General features: G+C 66.3%; 10 protein-coding genes and 1 riboswitch. Of the genes, 8 read left to right on the top strand and 2 right to left on the bottom strand.

The window, feature by feature from the left end:
* Window positions 1-187 precede the first annotated feature (187 nt).
* From hisS to ACQR07_RS28290, 3 genes are all read left to right on the top strand, one after another.
* A complete protein-coding gene (gene hisS / locus ACQR07_RS28300) occupies window positions 188-1,780 on the top strand; it encodes a histidine--tRNA ligase (protein WP_434905373.1) in 1,593 nt (530 codons plus the stop codon).
* Between the two features lie 92 nt (window positions 1,781-1,872).
* Window positions 1,873-2,115: a tautomerase family protein gene (locus ACQR07_RS28295; RefSeq protein WP_434905372.1), complete on the top strand. Its 243-nt coding sequence runs from the start codon at window positions 1,873-1,875 to the stop codon at window positions 2,113-2,115.
* A gap of 367 nt (window positions 2,116-2,482) precedes the next feature.
* A complete protein-coding gene (locus ACQR07_RS28290; protein ID WP_434905371.1) occupies window positions 2,483-2,878 on the top strand; it encodes a thioesterase family protein in 396 nt (131 codons plus the stop codon).
* 152 nt (window positions 2,879-3,030) lie between these two features.
* Here the strand turns inward: ACQR07_RS28290 and proC are convergent, their stop codons facing one another.
* Window positions 3,031-3,852 carry a pyrroline-5-carboxylate reductase gene (gene proC, locus ACQR07_RS28285; RefSeq protein ID WP_434905370.1) on the bottom strand — a complete coding sequence of 274 codons (822 nt, stop codon included), beginning with the start codon at window positions 3,850-3,852 and terminating at the stop codon, window positions 3,031-3,033.
* 116 nt (window positions 3,853-3,968) lie between these two features.
* Window positions 3,969-4,469, bottom strand: coding sequence for a YbjN domain-containing protein (locus ACQR07_RS28280; protein ID WP_434905369.1), 501 nt, complete (start codon window positions 4,467-4,469; stop codon window positions 3,969-3,971).
* 386 nt (window positions 4,470-4,855) lie between these two features.
* Window positions 4,856-5,051, top strand: a riboswitch (FMN riboswitch).
* A gap of 77 nt (window positions 5,052-5,128) precedes the next feature.
* On the opposite strand from ACQR07_RS28280, the gene ACQR07_RS28275 reads away from it, so the two are divergent.
* From ACQR07_RS28275 to ACQR07_RS28255, 5 genes are all read left to right on the top strand, one after another.
* Window positions 5,129-5,719: a 6,7-dimethyl-8-ribityllumazine synthase gene (locus ACQR07_RS28275; RefSeq protein WP_434905368.1), complete on the top strand. Its 591-nt coding sequence runs from the start codon at window positions 5,129-5,131 to the stop codon at window positions 5,717-5,719.
* Between the two features lie 459 nt (window positions 5,720-6,178).
* Window positions 6,179-7,390, top strand: a complete 1,212-nt coding sequence (locus ACQR07_RS28270; RefSeq protein ID WP_434905367.1) for an MHYT domain-containing protein — start codon at window positions 6,179-6,181, stop codon at window positions 7,388-7,390.
* Window positions 7,391-7,891: 501 nt separating this feature from the next.
* A complete protein-coding gene (locus ACQR07_RS28265; protein WP_434905366.1) occupies window positions 7,892-8,755 on the top strand; it encodes an FAD binding domain-containing protein in 864 nt (287 codons plus the stop codon).
* A gap of 236 nt (window positions 8,756-8,991) precedes the next feature.
* The gene (locus tag ACQR07_RS28260) at window positions 8,992-9,492 is read left to right on the top strand and encodes a (2Fe-2S)-binding protein (RefSeq protein WP_434869417.1); all 501 of its coding nucleotides are present in this window, start codon (window positions 8,992-8,994) and stop codon (window positions 9,490-9,492) included.
* The gene (locus ACQR07_RS28255; RefSeq protein WP_434905365.1) at window positions 9,489-11,909 is read left to right on the top strand and encodes an aerobic carbon-monoxide dehydrogenase large subunit; all 2,421 of its coding nucleotides are present in this window, start codon (window positions 9,489-9,491) and stop codon (window positions 11,907-11,909) included. The genes ACQR07_RS28260 and ACQR07_RS28255 overlap by 4 nt, the downstream gene beginning before the upstream one ends.
* The last annotated feature ends 137 nt before the right edge of the window (window positions 11,910-12,046 follow it).

Below are 12,046 nucleotides of genomic sequence, written 5' to 3'. Positions count from 1 at the left end.
CGGGTGAGCTGGTGCACGACACCCCCCGCGGGTTGCCGCACCCCGACGCGGCTGCTACCAAAGCCAGCAACGCATTCCATCCCGTAGGGTGGGCAAAGGACCGCGACAGCGGGCCGTGCCCACCGCTTCGGCGTTTATCAGCAATGGTGGGCCCGCTGCGCTTGGCCCACCCTACGTTCCGGTCCCCATGTCCGACAAACCCAAGAAACCCCAGAAGCTGAAGGCGCGGCTGCCGCGCGGGCTGGAGGATCGCGGTCCCGCAGCGATCGCCGCCACGCGCGAAATGGTCGAGAAGATCCGCGCCGTCTATGAGCGCTACGGCTTCGAGCCGGTGGAGACGCCGGCGTTCGAATACACCGACGCGCTCGGCAAGTTCCTGCCCGACCAGGACCGTCCGAACGAGGGCGTATTCTCGTTCCAGGACGATGACGAGCAGTGGATCTCGCTGCGCTACGACCTCACCGCGCCGCTGGCGCGTTATGTGGCCGAGAATTTCGACGCGCTGCCGAAACCGTATCGTTCTTATCGGGCAGGCTACGTGTTCCGCAACGAGAAGCCCGGCCCCGGCCGCTTCCGCCAGTTCATGCAGTTCGACGCCGACACCGTCGGCTCCGGCTCGCCGGCGGCCGATGCCGAGATGTGCATGATGGCGGCGGATACGATGGAGGCGCTGGGGATTGCGCGCGGCGACTATGCGGTCAAGGTCAACAACCGCAAGGTGCTCGACGGCGTGATGGAGTCGATCGGCCTTGGCGGCGATGACAACTTTGGCCGCCGGCTGACCGTGCTGCGCGCGATCGACAAGCTCGACCGTCTCGGCGAACGTGGCGTGCGCGAGCTGCTCGGCCCGGGCCGCAAGGACGACAGCGGCGACTTCACCAAGGGCGCGGGGCTCGACGAGACGCAGATCAGGAAGATCGAGACCTTCGTCAATGCGCGCGCGCTGGTCGCGCCGCCGCTGCTCGCCTATGCCGGCGACAAGGACGTTGCGCAGCGCCTCGCCGGCGATGCCGATCGCAAGGAGAGCGAATACGATATCGCGCGCCGCATCGCCGATATGCTGCGCGAGACCTTCGCCGACTCCAAGCTCGCCGTGGATGGCCTCGACGAGCTCGTCGAAATCGCCCGCCTGGTCGATGCCTCGGGTTATCACAGCCAGATCATGGTCGATCCGTCGGTGGTGCGTGGCCTCGAGTACTACACGGGCCCGGTGTTCGAGGCGCAGCTGCTGGCGGCGATCCCGAACGAGAAGGGCCAGCCGGTGGTGTTCGGCTCGGTCGGCGGCGGCGGGCGCTATGACGGCTTGGTCTCGCGCTTCCGCGGCGAGCCGGTGCCGGCGACCGGCTTCTCTATCGGTGTGTCGCGGCTGCAGGCGGCGCTGACCCTGCTCGGCAAGCTCGACACGCGGCCGGCCTTCGGGCCCGTCGTCGTCACCGTGTTCGACCGCGACCGCGTCGCGGACTATCAGAAGATGGTTTCGACCTTGCGCGGCCATGGCATCCGCGCCGAGCTCTATCTCGGCAATCCCAAGAACATGGGCAACCAGCTCAAATATGCCGACCGCCGCAACGCGCCCTGCGTCATCATCCAGGGCAGTGACGAGAAGGCGCGCGGCGAGGTGCAGATCAAGGATCTGATCGAGGGCGCGAAAGCCGCCGCTGCGATCGCCTCCAACCAGGAATGGCGCGAGAGCCGCCCGGCGCAAGTCTCCGCCAAGGAGGACGAACTCGTCGCCGCCGTCCGCGAGGTGCTCGCGCGCCATGACGTGAGCTGGGGGTAGGGCAGATCGTCATGCGCGGGCTCGACCCGCGCATCCATCACTTCACAACGGCCGGTCATTTGCGAAGATGGATTGCCGGGTCAAGCCCGGCAATGACAACTAACAAACCAGGTCACAACAGGGAGCAACCAATGCCTGAGATCACCGTGAGCATGGCCGCCGGCCGCACCGACGAGCAGAAGGCCAACATGATGCGCGACATCACCAAGGCGCTGGTGACGCATCTCGGCGTCGATCCGGAAGCGGTGGTGATCCAGATCAACGAGGCGCCGCTGGCGCACAAGATGAAGGGCGGCAAGACCTTCGTCGAGCGCGCGGCCGAGCTGAAGAAGTAGCCCGCCGTCGTCCCGGCGAAAGCCGGGACCCATACCCCCAGGGAGTGGTTTGAGGCAGGCTGGTCATTGGCCTCCTGCCCATCACGACCGCCGCGGCGTATGGATCCCGGATCGGCGCTCCGCCGCGCTGTGCGCGCCGGAGCTTGTCCGGGACGACAGCGGTGGATATGGACGCATCTCCAGCTACAACCACCGCCGTCGTCCCTGCGAACGCAGGGACCCATACCCCCAGGGAGCGGTTTGAGGCACGCTGGTCATTGGCATTTTGCCCGTTACGACCGCCGCGGCGTATGGGTCCCGGATCGGCGCTTCGCCGCGCTGTGCGCGTCGGAGCTTGTCCGGGACGACAGCTGAACTCGGAGCCACCATGGACGCACGTGAGATCATCAAGCCGGGGATGCGGGCCGAGCGGTTGCTGGTGGTGCCGCCGGAGCGCACGGTCGGGCACTTCGTGCCGCACATGCCGATGGTCTATGCGACGCCGATGATGATCCTGGAGATGGAGATGACGTCGGGCGACGCCATCAACCCGGTGCTGCCGCCGGGCTGGGTGACGGTCGGCACCGAGGTCAACGTCCGTCATCTGGCGGCCGCAGCCGTCGGCGCCACCATCCGCACCGTCGCCGAGGTGATCGAGGTCGAGCGCCGCGTCATCCGCTTCTCGGTCGAGGCCTATCATGGCGAGCAAAAGATCGGCGACGGCCGCCACGGCCGCGGGCTGATCAATGTCGAACAGTTCAAGAAGCGGTTCGCGGTACCGTAGCGGCGCCTGGTGCGGATGACCCGCGATCGGAGCGTAAAATACGCTCGTCATGCGCGGGCTTGACCCGCGCATCCATCATCTCATCAAGCCGTTCTTGCCAAGAGGATGGATTGCCGGGTCAAGCCCGGCAATGACGGCGGAGCGCGTTGCGGCTACTTCGCCAATTCCTTCGACCGTGCCGTTGCGGAGGCCACCGCGCGCTCCAGCAGCGGCTGGAAGCCATCGGCGCCCATCAGCACCGACAGCGCCGCCGCGGTGGTGCCGCCGGGGGAGGTGACGTTCTGGCGCAACGTTGCGGATGGCAGCTCCGAACGATGCAGCAGCTCGCCGGCGCCCGACACGGTGTCGCGCGCGAGCTTCGTAGCCAGCGCCTCGGGCAGGCCGGCGGCAACGCCGGCGCGGGCGAGTTCTTCGGCGAGCAGGAACACGTAGGCGGGGCCGGAGCCGGACACGGCGGTCACCGCATCCATCAGCGCTTCGTCATCGACCCATTCGACCGCGCCGGTGGCGCGCAGCAGCGCATCGGTCAGCGCGCGCTGCTCAGCGCTGACATTGGCGGCGGGCACCGCCACGGTGATGCCGCGGCCGATCGCGGCCGGCGTGTTGGGCATGGCGCGCACAACGGCGCCGCCGACCACGTCCCGCAGGCCCGCGATCGTCGTCCCGGCCATGATCGACAGCACCAGCGTCGTGTCGCCGACCCACGGCTTCAGCGCCGGCCCGGCCTCGCGGAACATCTGCGGCTTGACGGCGAGGATGACGACCTCGGCGGCCGCGGCCTGCGCCGGATTGAGCCGGACGCCCTTGGCCACCAGCGCCGTGATCTCGGCCGACGGCATCGGCTCGATCACCACCACCCGAGCCGGATCGAGGCCGCCGGCCAGCCAGCCGGTCAGCATCGCCCCGCCCATCTTGCCGGCGCCGGCAAGGACGATGGTGCCGGTGGTGTGTTGGAGTTCGGAAACGGTCGTCATCAAGCCACCACCCGTCATGGCCGGGCTTGACCCGGCCATCCATCGATCAAGAGAAGCGGCTTTTTGATGTGAGATGGATGCGCGGGTCAAGCCCGCGCATGACGAGAGGAGGCGGTTTACGCCTCGCCTTCCGTATCGAACAGCGCCGCGGCCATCGCGTCCTGGGTCGACTTGCCGGCCCAGACCACGAACTGGAAGGCCGGGAAATAGCGCTCGCAGGCGTGGATGGCGCCGGCCAGCATGCTCTCGCATTGCGGGCCTGAGGCGGTGATGCCGCCAGGAAGCACCAGCGCTTGGCGGTGCATCACCATACCGGTGTGGGTCCAGATGTCGAAGTGGCCGAGCCACAGCTGCTCGTTGATCGCGGCGATCAGCCGCTGCACCTCGGCGCGGCGGGCTTCCGGAATCTTCATGTCGAAGGCGCAGGCCAGATGCAGCGCCTCGATCTCCGCCATCCAGGTGAAGGAGATCTGATAGTCGGTCCACTGCCCCTTGGAGGCGATCGTGATCTCATCGTCGCCGGAGCGCTCGAACATCCAGTTGTTGTCGGACGCGATGTTCTCGACCACGCTCAGCGGATGATCTCCGGAATCGATAGTGCTTTCGAGCAGGGACATGCCGTCTCGACCTCGTCTTCTTGATTTCGTTGGTACTTACGCGGCGACCCGGCCCGCGCCCTCCTGGCGCTTCGAGACCCGGCTTGCAGCCCCGGAGGTACCCCGGGCGTGCGAGGACAAACTGATGTGATTTGCGGAATCTGCGCAACGGGGGGGTGAGTCCGTCCACAACGAAACACCGCTTCGTCCACAACTCCTGTTCGGCCTGTGGAATCATGGCCGAACCAGAACAAAACGGAATCGGATCAGCCCCCCGATCCGGGCCGAATGGGTGCCGGCCGCGCTGGCACGCGGCGCATGGCCGCCCTCCGTGGATCGCAGGTGTGAGCTCTTGTCGGGGCTGTAGCGTCCCTGCATAGTTCGTTCGGGCCGTCCAGCCGGGCGGCTCATGTTCTCAGGGCGGGGTGAAATTCCCCACCGGCGGTAAGCGTTCTCGGTCGAGCGCGCGAGCCCGCGAGCGCCTTCGCTGCAAGGGGTAATCCGGAGAATCCTGTTCTTCGGATCGCATCGAACAGAGAAGGGTCAGCAGATTCGGTGCAACTCCGAAGCCGACGGTCACAGTCCGGATGAAAGAGAACGGGTCCCGGCACCCCGCGCATGTCAGCGTGGGGGCGTCGTCGTTCCGTGTGCCCTGATTCTGGCGTCTTACGAGGACAACCATGAATCAGATGTTGCAAGACTCCATCGAAGCCACTTCCACCGAAGCTCCCACTCCCGAATCTGTGGCGACAGCGGACACGCCGGTTGCGTCTCCGCCCGCCCCGTCGCATCCGCGCTTCACCAAGCCGCAGCGCGTCGCCTTCGTGCAGGCGGCCTGGCATCGCGACGTCGTCGCCGAGTGCCGGATCGCATTTCTCGACGAGATCGAGGCGCGCCACATCCCGCGTGACCGCGTCGACATCTTCGAGGTGCCGGGCTCGTTCGAGATCCCGCTGCATGCGCAGCTCCTGGCGAAGACGCGGCGCTACACCGCGATCGTCGCCGCCGGCCTCGTCGTCGACGGCGGCATCTACCGCCACGAATTCGTCGCCGACACGGTGATCAAGGCGCTGATGGACGTGCAGTTGCGCACCGAGGTGCCGGTGTTTTCCGCCGTCCTGACGCCACAGCAATTCCACGAAACGCAGGCGCATTTCGAGTTCTTCCGGAAGCATTTCGCGACCAAGGGCATCGAGGTGGCGACCGCCTGCGCGGAAACCTTGCTGAGCCTGGAGCGCCTGCGCAGCCAGGTGGCGGCGGGGATCGTCTGACCAACCATGCTCGCTTGATTGAGGCAGAAGCCACGCAATCGGTGCACCCTCTCCCCCTGTGGGAGAGGGTGGCATGATCGAGCGCAGCTCGATCATGCCGGGTGAGGGGTCTGTCTCCGCAAAGACGGTCGAGCTTGTGGAACCAGACCCCTCACCCGAGTGAGGTTGGCGCTGCTAGCTGTGTAGCCCTCTCCCACAAGGGGCGAGGGCGCAGTCATACGCACCGCGGATTCAGTGTCATTCCATGACTTCGTGGGATAGAGCGCTGCTGTCGTCGGATGAACCAAGGTCAAGCGTCCAGCGACAGGCTGATCTGGCTGATTGCCCTGACTTTCCAATCGCTCTCCCAGCGACAACACGCCCGCGTACGCTCGCCGCCTTGTGTTGTCATTCTGCGCACGACGTCTATAAAATAATACCCGGAGGAGGCTGGCCCGTGGCGACGGGCGGCCGGCAAGGATGATCGAAGGATACGATCCTTATCTCGTCGCGCTCTCGGTCGTGATCGCGAGCCTGGGTGGCTATACCGGATTCAGTCTGACGGCGCGCATCCGCAGCGGGCCGGGAGCGAATCCGCGTGTGCTGCTGTCCGGCGCGGCGGCGATCCTGGCGGTAGGCATCTGGACGATGCATTTCGTGGGCATGATGGCCGCGCCATTGCCCGCCGATGCCGTCTATCTGGTGCTGCCGACCATCATCTCGTTCCTGATCTGCGCGCTCGTCGTCGGCATCTCGCTGTTCTTCGTCAGCATCGGAGATCCTTCGCCCCGGCGCGTCATCCCCTCGGCGCTGCTGCTCGGGGCCGGCATCGCCAGCATGCATTATGTCGGCATGCACGGGCTCGCGGGCAGTTTTGGATTGACGCATGATCCGCCGCTCGTGGCGCTGTCGGTCGGCATCGCGATCGTCGCCGCTTATGGCGGCCTGCGCATTTTCCTGGCGCGGCAGGATGGATTGCGGCTCGCCATCAGTGCGGTCGCGTTCGGCATTGCTGTTTCTGGCATGCACTATACGGCGATGCTCGGCATGCATGTCGAGCCGCAGGGCGAGGGGCATCGCCATGCGGCCATCGGCCTGGCCGCGTCGCCGCAAGCGCTGGCGATCGTCGTCGCCGTGCTGTGCTTCGTGATTGCCGCCGGCTTCCTGTTGTCGCTGGTTCCGGACCGCCGTCAGCCCCAACCGGCACCCGTGGTCGCCGACGCGGCGCCGCAGCTCGCACCGGAGCCGCCCGCGGTCCCCGCGACTGCCGAGCCGCCGGTCGAGGCCGTTCTGCCGAACCGGGTCATCGCTGCGCCGCTCGGCGGCATCGGCCAGCCGCCGCGGGTGACCGCGGCGCGGCTGCCGATCGAGGGCGCCAATGGAACCCACTTCATCGACGCCGGCGACGTCCGCAGCCTGCGCGCCGATGCCCATTATACAAGGGTGCATGACGGCACCCGCGAGCGGATGTGCCCGTGGTCGATCTCCGAGGCCGAGGCGCAGCTCGATCCCGGCCGCTTCATCCGCGTGCATCGCAGCCACATCGTGGCGATCGAGCACGTCACCTTCGTCGGCAAGGAGGGCGAGGGCGCCATCATCGAGCTCGACGGTCCCTCCAAGCCGCGCGTGCCGGTCAGCCGCGCCAAGGTCGCCGAGGTCAAGGCGCGCCTCGGGCTGCGGCGGCCGGCCTGATCCGTTCGTAGCCGCGAACCCAAATCCTGCGCGCAATGGTTTTTGCATCGCACAGATGCGTCGCCGACTCTCGCCCATGATCCAGTTCAGCGCGCTCGCATTGCCGCTTTGAACTTCAAATCATCCTGTCTTCACATCGTCATGCCCGGACGTGTCCCAGGCATCCACGTCTATCCAAGGATGCCGAACGATTTTGATGGCCGCGACATGCCCGGGCATGCCGGTGGGGAGGAAACCGACCTCAAGCTTGGACCATCCCGGTACGCCGCGGCCGGGCGCGATGGGTCGCGCTCGCTGACGCAATTCGTGCGCGGTCGACCGCAGTTCGTGCGAATTCGCCGCTCTCCGTGCCCGGTTCGTTGCGCAACTGGCGATCCCGATCGACGCTCACCGCCAACCGCGATGCGACCGCGCGCACTTCGCTCACGCAGCATGAAGTCCGCCGCAGCAGCGCAAACGGCCAAGCCGACAAGGCACGCCAGGCAGAGGAGGGGAAACGACATGATTCCTGGTCCGTTCGACTATCACCGTCCCGCGAGCGTCGGCGATGCGATCAAGCTGCTCGCCGATCTCGGCGATGAGGCGCGTCCGCTCGCCGGCGGCCACAGCCTGCTGCCGATGATGAAGCTGCGGTTGGCGACCCCGGCGCATCTGGTCGACCTGCACGGCATCGCCGGCCTCAAGGGCATCTGCCGTGATGGCGACCGCATCGTGATCGGCGCGATGACGACCCAGGCCGAGCTGCTGGCGTCCGCCGACATCGGAACCAGCCTCCCGATCCTGCACGAGGCTGCGCTGCTGATCGCCGATCCGCAGGTGCGCTACCGCGGCACGCTGGGCGGCAACGTCGCCAATGGCGATCCCGGCAACGACATGCCGGCGCTGATGCTGGCGCTGGACGCGAGCTATCGCTTGGAAGGGCCGAACGGTGCGCGCGAGGTTGCGGCGCGGGAGTTCTATCAGGGCGCCTATTTCACCGCGCTGGAGCCGGGCGAGATCCTGACCGGAATCAGCATTCCCGTCCCGCCCGCAGGGCACGGCTACGCCTATGAGAAGCTGAAGCGCAAGGTGGGCGATTATGCGACGGCGGCTGCCGGCGTCGTGCTGACGATGGCGGGCGGCAAGGTTGCGAGCTGCGTGATCGCGCTCACCAACCTGCACGAGACGCCGCTGCTGGCGACGGATGCAGCAAAAGCCGTGATCGGCATGACGCTGGATGATGCGGCCCTGAAGGCCGCCGCGACGGCGGCGCGCGCGATCATGCAGCCGGCGTCGGACGCGCGCGGCCCGGCCGAATACCGCACCCATGTCGGCGGCATCATGGTGATGCGCGCCCTGCAGCGCGCGGCAGCGAAAGCGAAGTAGTTGTGAACCGATACCGTTGCCGCGCACGCGGTGCACCTCGCCCCGCTTGCGGGGAGAGGTCGGATTGCATCGATAGATGCAATCCGGGTGAGGGGGTACAGGTCTATCCAATTACACCACCCGTGCGTCTGCCCCTCACCCCAACCCTCTCCCCGTGAAGAACGGGGCGAGGGAGCGCACCGAGATCGCGGCTGACTGCCCGGCAAAAAGATCAAAGAACTCTCAGGGAGCACCGAATGCCCAAAACACACATCACGATGAAGGTGAACGGCAGCGAGGTCGAGGGCCTCGCCGAGCCGCGCACGCTTCTGGTCCACTTCCTGCGCGAGCAGGCGCAGCTCACGGGCACGCATATCGGCTGCGAGACCAGCCATTGCGGCGCCTGCACCGTCGATATCGACGGCATGAGCGTGAAGAGCTGCACCATGCTCGCGGTGCAGGCCAATGGCGCCGAGATCACCACGATCGAGGGCATGGCCAATGCCGACGGCACCTTGTCGCCGCTGCAGGAAGGCTTCCGCATGATGCACGGCCTGCAATGCGGCTTCTGCACCCCCGGCATGATTCTTCGCGCGCATCGGCTACTGAAGGAGAATCCGTCACCGACCGAGGCCGAGATCCGCGCCGGCATCTCCGGCAACATCTGCCGCTGCACCGGCTATCAGAACATCGTCAAGGCGATCCAATACGCCGCCGCCAAGATCAATGGCGTTGAATTCCAGGAGGCCGCGGAATGAATGACCTCACTCCCACGCGGGAACAACGCGAAGCCGCCCTCGAAGGCATGGGCTGCCGGCGCAAGCGCGTCGAGGACATCCGATTCACGCAAGGCCGCGGCAACTACGTCGACGACGTCAAGCTGCCGGGCATGCTGCATGGCGATTTCGTGCGCTCGCCGCATGCGCATGCGCGCGTCAAGGCGATCCATACCGAGGAAGCGCTGAAGGTGCCGGGCGTGCTGGCCGTGATCACCGCGGAGACGCTGAAGACCGTCAACCTTGCCTGGATGCCGACGCTCGCCGGCGACGTGCAGATGGTGCTCGCCGACGGCAAGGTGCTGTTCCAGAACCAGGAGGTCGCGTTCGTCGTCGCCACCGACCGCTACGCCGCCGATGACGGCGTCGCCAAGGTTGTGGTCGAGTACGAGGCCCTGCCGGTGCTGGTCGATCCGTTCAAGGCGATGGACCCGGATGCGCCCGTGCTGCGCGAGGATCTCGCCGGCAAGACCTCCGGCGCGCACGGCCCGCGCAAGCACCACAACCACATCTTCGAATGGACCGTCGGCGACAAGGAGCTGACCGACGCGGCCTTCAAGAAGGCGGATGTGACGATCAAGGAGATGATCTCCTATCACCGCACCCACCCGTCGCCGCTCGAGACCTGCCAGTGCGTCTGCTCGTTCGACAAGATCAAGGGTGAGCTGACGATCTGGGGCACCTTCCAGGCGCCGCATGTGATCCGCACCGTGGTGTCGCTGATCGCAAAACTGCCGGAGCAGAAGATCCACGTCATCGCGCCGGACATCGGCGGCGGCTTCGGCAACAAGGTCGGCGCCTATCCCGGCTACATCTGCGCCGCCGTCGCTTCCATCGTCACCGGCAAGCCGGTGAAATGGGTCGAGGACCGCATCGAGAACCTCACGGCCACGTCGTTCGCCCGCGACTATCACATGACGACCGAGATCGCGGCGACCAAGGACGGCAAGGTCACCGGCCTGCGCGTGCACGTGCTGGCCGACCACGGCGGCTTCGATGCCTGCGCCGATCCGTCGAAATGGCCGGCCGGCTTCTTCAACATCGTGACCGGCTCCTACGACTTCCCGGTCGCGCATCTCGCCGTCGACGGCGTCTACACCAACAAGGCGCCGGGCGGCGTCGCCTACCGCTGCTCGTTCCGCGTCACCGAGGCGGCCTATTGCATCGAGCGCGGCATGGACATTCTGGCGCAGAAGCTGGGCATGGATCCGGCGGAGCTTCGCCTGAAGAACTTCGTCAAGCCGGAGCAGTTTCCGTATCACTCGGCACTGGGCTGGGAATACGATTCCGGCGACTACCACACCGCCATGCGCAAGATGATGGAGCGCGTGGACTACGCGGGTCTCCGCAAGGAGCAGGCCGAGAAGCGCGCCGCGTTCAAGCGCGGCGAGACCCGGGAGATCATGGGCATCGGCGTGTCGTTCTTCACCGAGATCGTCGGCGCCGGCCCGTCGAAGAACTGCGACATCCTGGGCATCGCGATGTTCGACTCCTGTGAGATCCGGCTGCACCCGACCGGGGCCGGCATCGCGCGCGTCGGCTCCAAGAGCCAGGGCCAGGGCCACGAGACCACCTGGGCGCAGATCATCGCCAGCGAGATCGGCATTCCCGCCGACAACATCATGGTCGAGGAGGGCAACACCGACACCGCGCCCTATGGCCTCGGCACCTACGGCTCGCGCTCGACGCCGGTCGCTGGCGCTGCCATCGCGATGGCGGCGCGCAAGATCAAGGCCAAGGCGCAGATGATCGCGGCCTACAAGCTCGAGGTCCACGAGGACGATCTCGAATGGGACATCGACGGCTTCCGGGTCAAAGGCCTGCCGGAGAAGGCGATGTCGATGAAGGACATCTGCTGGGCGGCGTACAACTCGGTGCCGCCGGGCATGGAGCCGGGGCTGGAGGCGGTGAGCTACTACGATCCGCCCAACATGACCTATCCGTTCGGCGCCTATCTCTGCGTGATGGACATCGATGTCGATACCGGCGTCTACAAGGTCCGGCGCTTCTACGCGCTCGACGATTGCGGCACCCGCATCAACCCGATGATCATCGAGGGTCAGGTTCATGGCGGCCTGACCGAGGCCTTCGCCATCGCGATGGGGCAGGAGATCCGCTACGATGCCGAGGGCAATGTCGTCACCGGCTCGTTCATGGACTTCTTCATGCCGACCGCGGTCGAGACGCCGCATTGGGAGACCGACTTCACCGTCACCCCGTCGCCGCATCATCCCATCGGCGCCAAGGGCGTCGGCGAAAGCCCCAATGTCGGCGGTGTGCCGGCATTCTCCAACGCCGTCAACGACGCGTTCGCGTTCCTGGGTTCGACGCACATCCAGATGCCCCACGACTTCTGGCGCAACTGGCAGGCGGCGAAGAAACTGGGGGCGGTTGCGTAGACGCGAGCGAAGCCAATATCACCGGTGTCATTGCGAGGAGCGAAGCGACGACGCAATCCAGAGTCCCACCCGAGCCCCTGGATTGCTTCGCTTCGCTCGCAATGACGCAGAAAGAGTCGAGCTATAACGGCATCGGC

Origin of the sequence: Bradyrhizobium sp. HKCCYLS20291 (assembly GCF_051167715.1) — a bacterium.
Lineage (GTDB): Bacteria > Pseudomonadota > Alphaproteobacteria > Rhizobiales > Xanthobacteraceae > Bradyrhizobium.
The sequence above is the reverse complement of the archived record's forward strand: the minus strand, read 5'-3'. Positions and strand labels throughout refer to the sequence as shown.

Excerpts from the sequence above, each read along its gene's own strand:
- ACQR07_RS28275 (WP_434905368.1), top strand. The coding sequence starts at position 5,129 with ATGAATCAGATGTTGCAAGACTCCATCGAAGCCACTTCCACCGAAGCT.
- ACQR07_RS28260 (WP_434869417.1), top strand. The coding sequence starts at position 8,992 with ATGCCCAAAACACACATCACGATGAAGGTGAACGGCAGCGAGGTCGAG.
- ACQR07_RS28280 (WP_434905369.1), bottom strand. The coding sequence starts at position 4,469 with ATGTCCCTGCTCGAAAGCACTATCGATTCCGGAGATCATCCGCTGAGC.
- proC (WP_434905370.1), bottom strand. The coding sequence starts at position 3,852 with ATGACGACCGTTTCCGAACTCCAACACACCACCGGCACCATCGTCCTT.
- ACQR07_RS28255 (WP_434905365.1), top strand. The coding sequence starts at position 9,489 with ATGAATGACCTCACTCCCACGCGGGAACAACGCGAAGCCGCCCTCGAA.
- hisS (WP_434905373.1), top strand. The coding sequence starts at position 188 with ATGTCCGACAAACCCAAGAAACCCCAGAAGCTGAAGGCGCGGCTGCCG.
- ACQR07_RS28295 (WP_434905372.1), top strand. The coding sequence starts at position 1,873 with ATGACAACTAACAAACCAGGTCACAACAGGGAGCAACCAATGCCTGAG.
- ACQR07_RS28265 (WP_434905366.1), top strand. The coding sequence starts at position 7,892 with ATGATTCCTGGTCCGTTCGACTATCACCGTCCCGCGAGCGTCGGCGAT.
- ACQR07_RS28290 (WP_434905371.1), top strand. The coding sequence starts at position 2,483 with ATGGACGCACGTGAGATCATCAAGCCGGGGATGCGGGCCGAGCGGTTG.
- ACQR07_RS28270 (WP_434905367.1), top strand. The coding sequence starts at position 6,179 with ATGATCGAAGGATACGATCCTTATCTCGTCGCGCTCTCGGTCGTGATC.